This window comes from Serratia symbiotica (Periphyllus acericola) (assembly GCF_964019515.1).
GTDB lineage: Bacteria > Pseudomonadota > Gammaproteobacteria > Enterobacterales > Enterobacteriaceae > Serratia > Serratia symbiotica_D.
Map to the genome: position 1 here is coordinate 638,884 of NZ_OZ026452.1, position 13,737 is coordinate 652,620.

The following is a 13,737-nucleotide window of genomic DNA, read 5'->3' on the forward strand; positions in this document are numbered from 1 at the left end:
TTAAACCTGCTGGTAAGCAAAAATGGTTTCTTGCGCACAGCGTTGCCAAGAAAATTGTTTTGCCCGATTTATCCCGTTTATCCTCGCCTGTTCACGCCAGGCGTCATCTTCAATGCTTTTTTGGATAAGTTCAGTGAGTGTGTCAACATCCTTTGCCGCACACATTAATGCGCAGTCGCCAGCCACTTCAGGTAATGATGCACTGTCAGAACAAACCACCGGTATGCCGGATGCCATTGCCTCCAGCACCGGTAATCCAAATCCTTCATACAGCGACGGAAATAGGAAACTGCGAGCGCCGGCAAATAGGTACGGCAAAACTGCGGACTTCGCGTAGCCCAGATAATGCAGCCAGCAAGCATTTTCAGCACGTTCGAAACGCTGGTGCAACCCTGCGCTGCTCCACCCATAGAATCCACTGATAACCAAAGGATTAGCCAGACGCAATGCCAACGGCAAACGCTCGTAAGCATCCAGCAGTGTTTCAATATTTTTTCGCGGCTCTATAGAGCCAGTAAACAAACAGTAGTGATCAGCTTTTAAACCGAGCGGGGCTAAAAACGGCTTAAGCTTTTCAGCTTCACGTGGATAAAAATCATCGCTACTGGCTAGCTTAGCGGCATACACTTGGCTCAAAGGCAGATTAAAATACTCAGCCAATTCAAGGCGCGTGAATTCGGAGTCCGTTATAAGAATATCGGCGCGCTTAATCGTCAGCAGCAGTTCTTTCTGCATAAAAAGGACACGTTCCGCCGGATGACATTGTGGCCAAGTAAATACCGAGAGATCATGAAAAGTCGCCAGGCAGCGATCGGTCTTGGGCGGCAAATAAAAATTAGGACTGTGGTAGATCGCATCCCGGTGTTTTCTAAGTGTATGCGTTTTTAACCAGGGGGCATTCAAGCGATATAATTCTGAAGCAAAATGGCTTTTTTGTAACCGCCGCCGCAGCCCCTTGACTGCGGAGGGCTGCTCCCAGGCGGTAGGGATCTGTCGGCTTAAATGACGCCCCTGAAGAAATAAAAGCTCAGATATCTCTGATCTTTCTTGCAGGCAGTTGGCTAACTCATAAGCATACCGGCCAATCCCAGTCATAGGAAATTGAATCGGGTCAGTACCAAATACAACTTTCATTATCAGTTTTCAAGCATCCAGCCTAATGTTTCTTCTAGATGTGGTGTCTGCCATGCGCCGATGATTGCGCGCAATTTAGTTGCATCCCCACACAGGCGTTTCACTTCGTTCGGGCGAACAAAAGCAGGGTTCACTCGGATCTCTAAGGAATGACCAGTGATCTTTTTACAGAACATGATCACCTCACGCAGAGAACAGGTTTTACCCGAGCATACATTGATCGTTTCAGCTAGCAGCCTCATTTTCAGTAGCGCTACGTAGGCTTTACTTAAAGCGCGCACATCGGTGAAATCACGCAAAACGTCGATATTCCCTAATTCAATCATTGCCGCATTCTCTTTAGGGAGTGGATGCCACTTCAAAATCGCAGGCGGCATAGTAAGCCACATGTTTTCCAACCCGTTCATTATCGATATTGCCACGCGCGCTGAGAGACAATATCGTCGATTCAATCTGGTGACACACACCGGCTTCACTTAATTGAAAAATAACCTGTTCTATACCACCAAATGAATCTGGGTAATAAGTTTTATAAAAATGCATAACTTTCAACATGAAAATTTTAAACCTGCTGGTAAGCAAAAATGGTTTCTTGCGCACAGCGTTGCCAAGAAAATTGTTTTGCCCGATTTATCCCGTTTATCCTCGCCTGTTCACGCCAGGCGTCATCTTCAATGCTTTTTTGGATAAGTTCAGTGAGTGTGTCAACATCCTTTGCCGCACACATTAATGCGCAGTCGCCAGCCACTTCAGGTAATGATGCACTGTCAGAACAAACCACCGGTATGCCGGATGCCATTGCCTCCAGCACCGGTAATCCAAATCCTTCATACAGCGACGGAAATAGGAAACTGCGAGCGCCGGCAAATAGGTACGGCAAAACTGCGGACTTCGCGTAGCCCAGATAATGCAGCCAGCAAGCATTTTCAGCACGTTCGAAACGCTGGTGCAACCCTGCGCTGCTCCACCCATAGAATCCACTGATAACCAAAGGATTAGCCAGACGCAATGCCAACGGCAAACGCTCGTAAGCATCCAGCAGTGTTTCAATATTTTTTCGCGGCTCTATAGAGCCAGTAAACAAACAGTAGTGATCAGCTTTTAAACCGAGCGGGGCTAAAAACGGCTTAAGCTTTTCAGCTTCACGTGGATAAAAATCATCGCTACTGGCTAGCTTAGCGGCATACACTTGGCTCAAAGGCAGATTAAAATACTCAGCCAATTCAAGGCGCGTGAATTCGGAGTCCGTTATAAGAATATCGGCGCGCTTAATCGTCAGCAGCAGTTCTTTCTGCATAAAAAGGACACGTTCCGCCGGATGACATTGTGGCCAAGTAAATACCGAGAGATCATGAAAAGTCGCCAGGCAGCGATCGGTCTTGGGCGGCAAATAAAAATTAGGACTGTGGTAGATCGCATCCCGGTGTTTTCTAAGTGTATGCGTTTTTAACCAGGGGGCATTCAAGCGATATAATTCTGAAGCAAAATGGCTTTTTTGTAACCGCCGCCGCAGCCCCTTGACTGCGGAGGGCTGCTCCCAGGCGGTAGGGATCTGTCGGCTTAAATGACGCCCCTGAAGAAATAAAAGCTCAGATATCTCTGATCTTTCTTGCAGGCAGTTGGCTAACTCATAAGCATACCGGCCAATCCCAGTCATAGGAAATTGAATCGGGTCAGTACCAAATACAACTTTCATTATCAGTTTTCAAGCATCCAGCCTAATGTTTCTTCTAGATGTGGTGTCTGCCATGCGCCGATGATTGCGCGCAATTTAGTTGCATCCCCACACAGGCGTTTCACTTCGTTCGGGCGAACAAAAGCAGGGTTCACTCGGATCTCTAAGGAATGACCAGTGATCTTTTTACAGAACATGATCACCTCACGCAGAGAACAGGTTTTACCCGAGCATACATTGATCGTTTCAGCTAGCAGCCTCATTTTCAGTAGCGCTACGTAGGCTTTACTTAAAGCGCGCACATCGGTGAAATCACGCAAAACGTCGATATTCCCTAATTCAATCATTGCCGCATTCTCTTTAGGGAGTGGATGCCACTTCAAAATCGCAGGCGGCATAGTAAGCCACATGTTTTCCAACCCGTTCATTATCGATATTGCCACGCGCGCTGAGAGACAATATCGTCGATTCAATCTGGTGACACACACCGGCTTCACTTAATTGAAAAATAACCTGTTCTATACCACCAAATGAATCTGGGTAATAAGTTTTATAAAAATGCATAACTTTCAACATGAAAATTTTAAACCTGCTGGTAAGCAAAAATGGTTTCTTGCGCACAGCGTTGCCAAGAAAATTGTTTTGCCCGATTTATCCCGTTTATCCTCGCCTGTTCACGCCAGGCGTCATCTTCAATGCTTTTTTGGATAAGTTCAGTGAGTGTGTCAACATCCTTTGCCGCACACATTAATGCGCAGTCGCCAGCCACTTCAGGTAATGATGCACTGTCAGAACAAACCACCGGTATGCCGGATGCCATTGCCTCCAGCACCGGTAATCCAAATCCTTCATACAGCGACGGAAATAGGAAACTGCGAGCGCCGGCAAATAGGTACGGCAAAACTGCGGACTTCGCGTAGCCCAGATAATGCAGCCAGCAAGCATTTTCAGCACGTTCGAAACGCTGGTGCAACCCTGCGCTGCTCCACCCATAGAATCCACTGATAACCAAAGGATTAGCCAGACGCAATGCCAACGGCAAACGCTCGTAAGCATCCAGCAGTGTTTCAATATTTTTTCGCGGCTCTATAGAGCCAGTAAACAAACAGTAGTGATCAGCTTTTAAACCGAGCGGGGCTAAAAACGGCTTAAGCTTTTCAGCTTCACGTGGATAAAAATCATCGCTACTGGCTAGCTTAGCGGCATACACTTGGCTCAAAGGCAGATTAAAATACTCAGCCAATTCAAGGCGCGTGAATTCGGAGTCCGTTATAAGAATATCGGCGCGCTTAATCGTCAGCAGCAGTTCTTTCTGCATAAAAAGGACACGTTCCGCCGGATGACATTGTGGCCAAGTAAATACCGAGAGATCATGAAAAGTCGCCAGGCAGCGATCGGTCTTGGGCGGCAAATAAAAATTAGGACTGTGGTAGATCGCATCCCGGTGTTTTCTAAGTGTATGCGTTTTTAACCAGGGGGCATTCAAGCGATATAATTCTGAAGCAAAATGGCTTTTTTGTAACCGCCGCCGCAGCCCCTTGACTGCGGAGGGCTGCTCCCAGGCGGTAGGGATCTGTCGGCTTAAATGACGCCCCTGAAGAAATAAAAGCTCAGATATCTCTGATCTTTCTTGCAGGCAGTTGGCTAACTCATAAGCATACCGGCCAATCCCAGTCATAGGAAATTGAATCGGGTCAGTACCAAATACAACTTTCATTATCAGTTTTCAAGCATCCAGCCTAATGTTTCTTCTAGATGTGGTGTCTGCCATGCGCCGATGATTGCGCGCAATTTAGTTGCATCCCCACACAGGCGTTTCACTTCGTTCGGGCGAACAAAAGCAGGGTTCACTCGGATCTCTAAGGAATGACCAGTGATCTTTTTACAGAACATGATCACCTCACGCAGAGAACAGGTTTTACCCGAGCATACATTGATCGTTTCAGCTAGCAGCCTCATTTTCAGTAGCGCTACGTAGGCTTTACTTAAAGCGCGCACATCGGTGAAATCACGCAAAACGTCGATATTCCCTAATTCAATCATTGCCGCATTCTCTTTAGGGAGTGGATGCCACTTCAAAATCGCAGGCGGCATAGTAAGCCACATGTTTTCCAACCCGTTCATTATCGATATTGCCACGCGCGCTGAGAGACAATATCGTCGATTCAATCTGGTGACACACACCGGCTTCACTTAATTGAAAAATAACCTGTTCTATACCACCAAATGAATCTGGGTAATAAGTTTTATAAAAATGCATAACTTTCAACATGAAAATTTTAAACCTGCTGGTAAGCAAAAATGGTTTCTTGCGCACAGCGTTGCCAAGAAAATTGTTTTGCCCGATTTATCCCGTTTATCCTCGCCTGTTCACGCCAGGCGTCATCTTCAATGCTTTTTTGGATAAGTTCAGTGAGTGTGTCAACATCCTTTGCCGCACACATTAATGCGCAGTCGCCAGCCACTTCAGGTAATGATGCACTGTCAGAACAAACCACCGGTATGCCGGATGCCATTGCCTCCAGCACCGGTAATCCAAATCCTTCATACAGCGACGGAAATAGGAAACTGCGAGCGCCGGCAAATAGGTACGGCAAAACTGCGGACTTCGCGTAGCCCAGATAATGCAGCCAGCAAGCATTTTCAGCACGTTCGAAACGCTGGTGCAACCCTGCGCTGCTCCACCCATAGAATCCACTGATAACCAAAGGATTAGCCAGACGCAATGCCAACGGCAAACGCTCGTAAGCATCCAGCAGTGTTTCAATATTTTTTCGCGGCTCTATAGAGCCAGTAAACAAACAGTAGTGATCAGCTTTTAAACCGAGCGGGGCTAAAAACGGCTTAAGCTTTTCAGCTTCACGTGGATAAAAATCATCGCTACTGGCTAGCTTAGCGGCATACACTTGGCTCAAAGGCAGATTAAAATACTCAGCCAATTCAAGGCGCGTGAATTCGGAGTCCGTTATAAGAATATCGGCGCGCTTAATCGTCAGCAGCAGTTCTTTCTGCATAAAAAGGACACGTTCCGCCGGATGACATTGTGGCCAAGTAAATACCGAGAGATCATGAAAAGTCGCCAGGCAGCGATCGGTCTTGGGCGGCAAATAAAAATTAGGACTGTGGTAGATCGCATCCCGGTGTTTTCTAAGTGTATGCGTTTTTAACCAGGGGGCATTCAAGCGATATAATTCTGAAGCAAAATGGCTTTTTTGTAACCGCCGCCGCAGCCCCTTGACTGCGGAGGGCTGCTCCCAGGCGGTAGGGATCTGTCGGCTTAAATGACGCCCCTGAAGAAATAAAAGCTCAGATATCTCTGATCTTTCTTGCAGGCAGTTGGCTAACTCATAAGCATACCGGCCAATCCCAGTCATAGGAAATTGAATCGGGTCAGTACCAAATACAACTTTCATTATCAGTTTTCAAGCATCCAGCCTAATGTTTCTTCTAGATGTGGTGTCTGCCATGCGCCGATGATTGCGCGCAATTTAGTTGCATCCCCACACAGGCGTTTCACTTCGTTCGGGCGAACAAAAGCAGGGTTCACTCGGATCTCTAAGGAATGACCAGTGATCTTTTTACAGAACATGATCACCTCACGCAGAGAACAGGTTTTACCCGAGCATACATTGATCGTTTCAGCTAGCAGCCTCATTTTCAGTAGCGCTACGTAGGCTTTACTTAAAGCGCGCACATCGGTGAAATCACGCAAAACGTCGATATTCCCTAATTCAATCATTGCCGCATTCTCTTTAGGGAGTGGATGCCACTTCAAAATCGCAGGCGGCATAGTAAGCCACATGTTTTCCAACCCGTTCATTATCGATATTGCCACGCGCGCTGAGAGACAATATCGTCTAATCAGCGCGGGTTTGCCGCTGCCAAACATCAAAACGAGAACCAATTCTGATTACGGCGAATATCCTGCTCAACCATCATCTGGCATAACTGCTCCAGATTAGTTTTTGGCTGCCAACCCAAAATTTCTTTGGCGCGTTCAGGATTGCCAATCAACAGTTCAACCTCGGCTGGGCGGTAGAATTTGGCATTGACGCGAACCCGCGTTTTGCCCGTCACCACATCGATACCCACTTCTTGCTCTTCTTTACCCTCAAAACGCAAGGTCATGCCCGCCGCTTTAAAAGCCATAGACACGAAATCACGCACGGTTTCGGAACGGTTGGTCGCCAGCACGAAGGTATCCGGCTGTTCGGCCTGCAACATACACCACATACCTTCTACATATTCTTTGGCAAAGCCCCAATCCCGCTTCGCGTCCATATTGCCCAGCTCTAGCACCGCCAGTTGACCTAATTTAATCTTAGCGACGGAATCAGTAATCTTGCGGGTAACAAATTCCCGGCCACGCAAAGGGGATTCATGATTGAACAAAATACCGCTGGAGGCGAAAATGCCGTAGCTTTCACGGTAATTGATGGTCATCCAGTATGCGTATAGCTTCGCCACGCCATATGGGCTGCGCGGATAGAATGGCGTATCTTCTTTTTGCGGTACCCTTTGCACCAAACCAAACATTTCAGAGGTTGATGCCTGGTAAAAGCGAATTTTGGGATTAACGATACGGATTGCTTCCAACAAATTTACTGGGCCAATACCTGTAATTTCAGCTGTGGTGATTGGCTGTTCGAATGAAACGCCAACAGAGCTCTGAGCCGCCAGGTTATACACTTCGGTGGCCCCTGTTTGCTGCAATAGACGAATGCTGGTGGAAAGATCGGTCAAATCGTACTCAATCAAGTTCAAATTTGGGTGCTTAGCAATACCCAATTCTTCAATACGCCAGAAATTGACAGAACTGGTACGGCGATAGGTTCCATAGACCACGTAACCTTTTTCCAACAGCAGTTCAGCAAGATAAGCGCCATCTTGGCCGGTGATACCAGTAATTACGGCTACTTTTTGAAGCATTTCATTATCCATCACAAGTTAGATATACTATGAAAAAGGTTATTTCATTTTGAAACAACATTCAGCAATTGCTTTGCCCTCTGTTCCCATGTCAGCCATTTTAAACCGGTTAGATTAGGAACTCCAGCGTGGTTCTCCAATACCAGCCATTAATCTATGGCATCAGACAGATCATGTGCTGACATACCATCAAAATAAAATGCATGTTCAACGGCAACCTCCCTAAATAACAGGGATTTCTCGCGCAATTATCAGCACGTTATATTGCGCCGCTTCAACCAAAGGCAGACCAAAGCCTTCTCAAGTGCTAGCAACAATCAAACACGCTGCGGCACTATATATCTGTTCCAGGTATTCATCACTCAAGGTAGGTAGCCAAAAGAGTCGGTGATTTAACTCTTTATGACTGGAAAGTCGCTTGATGAGCTGTTCGACCATCCACCCCTGCTTACCGACAATGACAAGATTGATATCTTTACCATTTTTCCACAGTAGTTCGAATGCCTCCAAAACCTGAACATGTTGCTTGCGAGGTTCGACTGTACTCACCATCAAGAAAGTCGTACGTTCCGACATTTTTGCCAGCACATTGGCCGGATCAAGATGTTTACCGTTTGATGGCACAGAGTTAACTAAATCCGCCCCTAAATGAAATCACTGGATATCAAATGAATGGCTTCTTTCTGGGTAGTTATCTCTAACCCAGTGCGTTAATTCATTGGCGATAGTTTGAGAAATACAAATTGCCCCATCAAACTGAGTTATACAGCTTAACCATTTCTCATAGGTATCATTTGCACCAGGGAAAAATGCATCCTGTGCTAATATTGGCAATAAATCATACACAACAAAATGCACGTTAATGCCACGGTAATGTATTTCACGTAAAAAATCTTGCTTAGACAGAACGATACTTGACTGAAGATCTAACCCTAAGAAAATATCGCCCTGCCAGGTTTCCATTGGACTATCCTCTGTCCAATTTGCAGGGATATCAAGAAACTGTCAGGTAAAGTTCCGCGCATAACGATATCCCCGGGAGGATTCCGTTGCATATACCGGTTTAACAATCCATCCTTCTGGTGGACTATGTAATTCCTGACTCCAAATTCCAGGTAACTCTGCCGTCGCAAGATCCAGATGAGCAACAACCCCTGAGATAAAAAAGTCATGAAGGACTACAACACCTGGGTAGTCATATAACAATTTTAACATGTACGCATGAAAAGTAGAATTACCAAAGTGATACAAAGTGTGTTCATATTGATCGATATTTTCTTCGAAGAACTTAACATCCCTGATATTACAGTTGGCAATAATATAAGGATCTGTTATTTTTCTTATCCTGTTATACAATCACATCAATGACATAATGTCTACTTAATGCTGAGATTAATTCAGCACTGTAATCAGCAATACCAATTTTAGCCGGTGGCAATGGTAATATAAAAGCTAAACACCGCCGCCTATCAGATATAATTGGTGCAATGGTGGCTTGCGAGCTATATTTTTCTCATGGAGCCTTTACAAGGCTTTCCGTGCATTATTAGCCTAGATAACCCAGGAGAAAGCCTGTGCCTGTGATTCAGCATGCTTCTCTAAAGATACTTTAAAATCACTATCCGTTAAAATTTTTTCTATTTTATCTGCAATATCCTGGCTATGATAAGGATCAAATAACGCCTATTCATTGCCAATAACTTCAGGAATACTTGACAGGTTTACACCAATAACAGCCTTTCCACAACACATAGCCTGTAGCACCGGCAAGCCGAAACCTTTATGCTATGAAGGGAAAATAGAGAAATCACAAATATTGTACAAACCAATTAAATTAAGCTCAGAAATATAGCCAGTAAAGATGACATCCTGTTTATCCAGACCATACTCTTTACACAATCTATATAATTGATAGCGATCCGCATTCTGTAGGGAGCAAACAATCGCTAATTGATGTTTCGCTCTCAATTTTTTAGGCAATAAAGAAAAGGCTTTTAGTAATCTTTCTATGTTTTTTCTATGATCGATCCCGCCAGTATACAAAATGAATGAGGTATTCAAACTGTATCTATTAGAAATAGCCAAACGCTCATTTTCAGAGAATTCTAGTTTTTGAATTCTTTAGCACAGGCGGTTGAGATATTAACGACATCACTCTCATTGAACCCTAAGTATTTAACAGCTTCATGGCCTGAAGAATTAGAAATTGATAATAACAAATTCGCGCGTCGTATGTGATCTATCTACTCTAAGTACCAGTTTTCAACAACACTATTTTTTAAATATAGATCATTGTGGATCAGTGGAATAAGATCGTAAAGAATGACGGCGGTTGGGATCTTAGTATTAATACTTCCAATACTAGTCACAGCATCATCAGACAACCCTTCAAATAATGAAGTGATCAATATAACATCAGGAAACAGTTTTGTAATAAAGTCTTCTCTAATTTTTTCATTTGTTTTTTTCCGCGCTTCATTACTCTTATCTATAGCACGAACGGGGCCAGATCAGCTCCAAACAACAATATTTTCCTTAAGCATATAACGACCAAACTCATTACAGATACTGCTAATGATCTCAGATAGCATACCATTTAGTAAAAGAAATGTTTCATTATTTTCTTTCGAATCAAGCAGATTCTTAACTAGATCTGACGTGTATCGACCAATTCCTCTTTTAGCATTGCTCGCCTGTAGTCCTTGCATATCAATGACTATACGCATTAATGCTTCCTCGCACCATCACTTGCTTTTTTCTTTAAAGCCTTATAAATAGCGCTTGCTTTTGGTGACAATTGAGATTCAGAGCATGAAAAACTCTTCTGTGAATTATATGCCCCCCCTGTCTATTGAATTTATCTAATACCTTCTTGATATAACTATAAAATCCTATTTTATTTATTATTTTTAGTATTATTCTTTTTAATTTTGGTTTGCTTTTTAAGATACTGATGAGTCTTTTTGCAAAAACAATGAGTTTCCTATTAATATCAGTTTTTACCCATGAGAGGCAATTGTTAAAGTCAATTTTTGATACTGACTTAATACATAATTTTACCCCATGAAAATAGCACTGAGGGGTGCAATCAGTTTCCATGATGTACTGGCATAGACATCCGATAAATTCGCTTTCAACTCGGTATTTTCTTTCTTAACCAGGAGATTTAACCTCTCTATAGCATCGTCTAAATTAGAAATTTTCTCGTCCCTAATTATTAATAATTTATTAATTTTTTGATGATATTGGGTTGATAGCTCTTGCAGTCCCATGCCATAGTTAGAGTTAGCATCAAAAGCTGCATCCAGCAAACTTAATGTGGCTAGTTCCCCTTGCGTTTGAGCAACCACGCTATAATCAGGACTCACACCGCCAAGTATATCGATGATTTGAATATCTTCCTTAGAACTGAGACTCTTATCTTCCTGAAGGCGTAATATTTTATTACGCTCAAAACCTTCATGCTCGACAAGAAAACTCAATAGCGCACTTGGGATAGGGGCTACGTGCGTCGGATCAAGATAAAAATTATTAGTTGATACAATAATATTTTCAGGATTAGGCGTCTCCATAATCAGCAGTCCCCCTGTTTTTAGTATCCTGAAAGACTCCTCAACTAATCGTTTAACATTATAAAATCCAATATGTTAAACTAGATGAAATTACGATACTATGGCCACTGACTGATCAGCCATGCTCTCCAAAAATAGAGATAACATCACTTGTTTTAACATTTAATCCAAGATCGCGGCAGTATGAAAGCATTCCTTCATCATGGTCAATGCCAATGCCGTCAAACCCGATGGATTGCATAATCTCTAGCCATTCACCACGTCCACACCCAAGATCAATAAGAGTCTCACCAAGATAAATATCCTTCAGTGGCTCAATGAATGGCATATAAACATTCAAGCGCTCTTTTATTGATTCACTGCTGCCACGATGCTTATTCTCAAAGGAACTATAAAAACTATCTTTCATTAACTTCTACCTCAGCGGGCAACCAAACTGTGCCTACAAATGCGTCTTTATTAATATTAATTACGTTAAACACTAGCGCTAAATCACGCCATTAGTAACTTTTATTAATATAGGTATCACAGTCGTGAAGCGCAACTGCAATGGAATATTTACCTTCACCTAGGTTCATACATAATTTGAAATCAAATTCTATTTCTTTTCCCGCATGAAGATCACTCAGTGCTTTTCCAATATGAAAAGTATTAGTTCCGAAAATAGGTTGTCCAAGTCGATCTTTAATCATATATCCGAGGATAAGCTCTGGAATATTCTTCTCAACTTTCACAGTTATTTTTAAATTCACTCTTTCGCTAACTCTGACGATCTCAACAGGATTATTATCATAGGAATATAAACCAATAGCCGAGACTTTCGCATATCCAGAACCAGAGATTGTCTGTATTCTTCCTGATTCAGTGTGCGCTTGCTTGATCGTCAACGCTGTTTCTGATTTCTCCGCAAGCATGGCATTGTAATAATCCATGATAGCTTCAGGCTACCCGTCTTTCTCAATCTTTCCAGCGTTAAGTAAAATTTCTCTATCGCAAATGTATTGTATCACAATTTTATCATGGGAGACTATAAGCAACGTTATACCTTTACTTATAAATCTGCGGATGCGGTCAAAGCTCTTATGCTGAAAGTAAGCATCACCAACATATTATGCCTCATCAACAATCAAAATATCAGGTCTGACAGCCGTAGCAACACTAAAAGCTAACTGCATCTGCATGCCACTGGAGTAAACCCTGACAGGCTGTTATATATATTCTCCAATTTCTGCAAATGCTTCAATTTCAGGCATTAGCCCTATCGATATCATTGTTGTTAAGACCTAACAGTTGTCCTGACATATAAACATTCTGTCTGCCTGTGAAGTCAGGGTGGAACCCCATCCCTAATTCAAGCAATGCCGCCACCCGCACAGTGATTTTTATTTTTCCTATGGTAGGCTGGATCGTATCTTTAATCAATTTTAATAGAGTGCTCTTACCAGCATAATTGATACCAATAATGCCAACAGCTTCACAAGAGTGAACGGTGAAATTTATATTCTTCAAAACCCACACTTTCTAATGTTTAACAACTTTATAAGGTGAAATCCATTCAATCAATCGGCCAAAGCGTGATGAATATTTCTTATAGGCTTTGCCAACGATATTTACAGAAATTGTTCCAATTATAATTCATCTACCATATCAGCCGCATGCTTTCTAAAAAGATGCATACCTAAAATACACAGCACAAACGCTTCCATCATTACGGGCCAAACACTTCCCCATTCGATGGATTGTTGATGAATAACAACACGCTGATAGTTATCAACCAATACTGTCATATGGTTATATTTTAATATATCCTGCGCCCATACAGGTAATGTACTTAACACGTAAACGAACGATAGGGGTGAACCAAAACCAAAATTGCAGCAGTACAGCAACAAGTTTCCCAATATCGCGGAAAAAACATTAATAACCCCCAATGCTACGCCTAAACCTAAAGCAAATACCACCTAAATAATTAACAGCGGAATCATTTCCACGACGTAAATAAAATGAAAAATCCCAGTAATAATTAAGAAAATAATAAAAATGGAAAATATGATAGTGAAATTAATTATTGCAGATAGGGCTAGAATAATTGGCAGGCATATACGAGGGAAAATTAATTTTTTTAACAAACCAGCACGCTCGATAAAAATATTTTGGCTTCGACTAAGAATTTCAGAAAATAATCCCCATGTAATTATACCTACGCAAAGATAAACACTGTAAGAGTATGTACCCCCCGTGCCAGGAAGGCGCTTTTTCATGATTTGAGAGAAAATTAGCGTATAGACAAGAATCATTGACAATGGCTGCAAAGTCAGCCATGTTGCGCCTAACATACTCATTTTGTAACGAATTTAAAATTCTCTTTTTACACTACCAAGAATGAAATCTCGATAACGATATATAGTCAGTAATAACTCTTTCATC

14 protein-coding genes and 6 pseudogenes are annotated in these 13,737 nt (G+C 42.7%); all 20 read right to left on the reverse strand.

From position 1 onward, the window contains the following. Complete coding sequence (locus AACL06_RS03590; RefSeq protein ID WP_339037932.1) at positions 1-1,134, reverse strand: glycosyltransferase family 1 protein; 1,134 nt, start codon at positions 1,132-1,134, stop codon at positions 1-3. Between the two features lie 2 nt (positions 1,135-1,136). Further along, positions 1,137-1,541, reverse strand: coding sequence for a GDP-mannose 4,6-dehydratase (locus tag AACL06_RS03595; protein WP_425336929.1), 405 nt, complete (start codon positions 1,539-1,541; stop codon positions 1,137-1,139). Beyond that, positions 1,477-1,689, reverse strand: a pseudogene (locus tag AACL06_RS03600) (glycosyl transferase family 1); the annotation flags it as partial. The pseudogene AACL06_RS03600 and the gene AACL06_RS03595, both read right to left, overlap by 65 nt. Positions 1,690-1,696: 7 nt before the next feature. Beyond that, a complete protein-coding gene (locus AACL06_RS03605; protein WP_339037932.1) occupies positions 1,697-2,830 on the reverse strand; it encodes a glycosyltransferase family 1 protein in 1,134 nt (377 codons plus the stop codon). Between the two features lie 2 nt (positions 2,831-2,832). Then, entirely contained in the window at positions 2,833-3,237 is a 405-nt protein-coding gene (locus AACL06_RS03610) for a GDP-mannose 4,6-dehydratase (RefSeq protein ID WP_425336929.1), read from the reverse strand. Then, a pseudogene (locus tag AACL06_RS03615) lies at positions 3,173-3,385 on the reverse strand (glycosyl transferase family 1); the annotation flags it as partial. The gene AACL06_RS03610 and the pseudogene AACL06_RS03615, both read right to left, overlap by 65 nt. Before the next feature lie 7 nt (positions 3,386-3,392). Then, positions 3,393-4,526, reverse strand: coding sequence for a glycosyltransferase family 1 protein (locus AACL06_RS03620; protein ID WP_339037932.1), 1,134 nt, complete (start codon positions 4,524-4,526; stop codon positions 3,393-3,395). Between the two features lie 2 nt (positions 4,527-4,528). Further along, entirely contained in the window at positions 4,529-4,933 is a 405-nt protein-coding gene (locus tag AACL06_RS03625) for a GDP-mannose 4,6-dehydratase (protein ID WP_425336929.1), read from the reverse strand. Beyond that, positions 4,869-5,081: pseudogene (locus tag AACL06_RS03630) on the reverse strand (glycosyl transferase family 1); the annotation flags it as partial. The gene AACL06_RS03625 and the pseudogene AACL06_RS03630, both read right to left, overlap by 65 nt. Positions 5,082-5,088: 7 nt before the next feature. Next, entirely contained in the window at positions 5,089-6,222 is a 1,134-nt protein-coding gene (locus AACL06_RS03635) for a glycosyltransferase family 1 protein (RefSeq protein ID WP_339037932.1), read from the reverse strand. 2 nt (positions 6,223-6,224) lie between these two features. Further along, positions 6,225-6,599, reverse strand: a complete 375-nt coding sequence (locus AACL06_RS03640) for a GDP-mannose 4,6-dehydratase (RefSeq protein WP_339037933.1) — start codon at positions 6,597-6,599, stop codon at positions 6,225-6,227. A 98-nt stretch (positions 6,600-6,697) separates the two neighbouring features. Next, positions 6,698-7,750 carry a GDP-mannose 4,6-dehydratase gene (gene gmd, locus AACL06_RS03645; protein WP_339038266.1) on the reverse strand — a complete coding sequence of 351 codons (1,053 nt, stop codon included), beginning with the start codon at positions 7,748-7,750 and terminating at the stop codon, positions 6,698-6,700. A gap of 288 nt (positions 7,751-8,038) precedes the next feature. After that, the gene (locus AACL06_RS03650) at positions 8,039-8,314 is read right to left on the reverse strand and encodes a glycosyltransferase (RefSeq protein ID WP_339037935.1); all 276 of its coding nucleotides are present in this window, start codon (positions 8,312-8,314) and stop codon (positions 8,039-8,041) included. 78 nt (positions 8,315-8,392) lie between these two features. Continuing rightward, positions 8,393-8,701 (reverse strand): hypothetical protein, encoded by a 309-nt coding sequence (locus AACL06_RS03655; protein ID WP_339037937.1) that lies wholly within the window; start codon positions 8,699-8,701, stop codon positions 8,393-8,395. Positions 8,702-9,421: 720 nt separating this feature from the next. Continuing rightward, positions 9,422-9,823, reverse strand: a pseudogene (locus AACL06_RS03660) (glycosyltransferase). A gap of 425 nt (positions 9,824-10,248) precedes the next feature. Continuing rightward, on the reverse strand, positions 10,249-10,464 hold the full coding sequence (locus tag AACL06_RS03665) for a hypothetical protein (RefSeq protein WP_339037939.1): 216 nt from the start codon (positions 10,462-10,464) through the stop codon (positions 10,249-10,251). Between the two features lie 330 nt (positions 10,465-10,794). Then, on the reverse strand, positions 10,795-11,310 hold the full coding sequence (locus AACL06_RS03670) for a hypothetical protein (protein ID WP_339037941.1): 516 nt from the start codon (positions 11,308-11,310) through the stop codon (positions 10,795-10,797). 115 nt (positions 11,311-11,425) lie between these two features. Beyond that, on the reverse strand, positions 11,426-11,719 hold the full coding sequence (locus AACL06_RS03675) for a class I SAM-dependent methyltransferase (protein WP_339037943.1): 294 nt from the start codon (positions 11,717-11,719) through the stop codon (positions 11,426-11,428). Continuing rightward, positions 11,709-12,939, reverse strand: a pseudogene (locus tag AACL06_RS03680) (ABC transporter ATP-binding protein). Before AACL06_RS03680 ends, AACL06_RS03675 begins: the two are co-directional and overlap by 11 nt. Beyond that, positions 12,939-13,736 (reverse strand): annotated as a pseudogene (locus tag AACL06_RS03685) (ABC transporter permease). Before AACL06_RS03685 ends, AACL06_RS03680 begins: the two co-directional pseudogenes overlap by 1 nt. Position 13,737: the final 1 nt, after the last annotated feature.

What these genes read in the sequence shown, in the direction of transcription:
- AACL06_RS03605 (WP_339037932.1), bottom strand. Translation starts at nt 2,830, where the DNA reads ATGAAAGTTGTATTTGGTACTGACCCGATTCAATTTCCTATGACTGGG.
- AACL06_RS03655 (WP_339037937.1), bottom strand. Translation starts at nt 8,701, where the DNA reads ATGGAAACCTGGCAGGGCGATATTTTCTTAGGGTTAGATCTTCAGTCA.
- AACL06_RS03670 (WP_339037941.1), bottom strand. Translation starts at nt 11,310, where the DNA reads ATGGAGACGCCTAATCCTGAAAATATTATTGTATCAACTAATAATTTT.
- AACL06_RS03620 (WP_339037932.1), bottom strand. Translation starts at nt 4,526, where the DNA reads ATGAAAGTTGTATTTGGTACTGACCCGATTCAATTTCCTATGACTGGG.
- AACL06_RS03665 (WP_339037939.1), bottom strand. Translation starts at nt 10,464, where the DNA reads ATGCGTATAGTCATTGATATGCAAGGACTACAGGCGAGCAATGCTAAA.
- AACL06_RS03610 (WP_425336929.1), bottom strand. Translation starts at nt 3,237, where the DNA reads ATGAACGGGTTGGAAAACATGTGGCTTACTATGCCGCCTGCGATTTTG.
- AACL06_RS03650 (WP_339037935.1), bottom strand. Translation starts at nt 8,314, where the DNA reads ATGTCGGAACGTACGACTTTCTTGATGGTGAGTACAGTCGAACCTCGC.
- AACL06_RS03675 (WP_339037943.1), bottom strand. Translation starts at nt 11,719, where the DNA reads ATGAAAGATAGTTTTTATAGTTCCTTTGAGAATAAGCATCGTGGCAGC.
- AACL06_RS03590 (WP_339037932.1), bottom strand. Translation starts at nt 1,134, where the DNA reads ATGAAAGTTGTATTTGGTACTGACCCGATTCAATTTCCTATGACTGGG.
- AACL06_RS03640 (WP_339037933.1), bottom strand. Translation starts at nt 6,599, where the DNA reads ATGCCGCCTGCGATTTTGAAGTGGCATCCACTCCCTAAAGAGAATGCG.
- AACL06_RS03635 (WP_339037932.1), bottom strand. Translation starts at nt 6,222, where the DNA reads ATGAAAGTTGTATTTGGTACTGACCCGATTCAATTTCCTATGACTGGG.
- AACL06_RS03625 (WP_425336929.1), bottom strand. Translation starts at nt 4,933, where the DNA reads ATGAACGGGTTGGAAAACATGTGGCTTACTATGCCGCCTGCGATTTTG.
- AACL06_RS03595 (WP_425336929.1), bottom strand. Translation starts at nt 1,541, where the DNA reads ATGAACGGGTTGGAAAACATGTGGCTTACTATGCCGCCTGCGATTTTG.
- gmd (WP_339038266.1), bottom strand. Translation starts at nt 7,750, where the DNA reads ATGGATAATGAAATGCTTCAAAAAGTAGCCGTAATTACTGGTATCACC.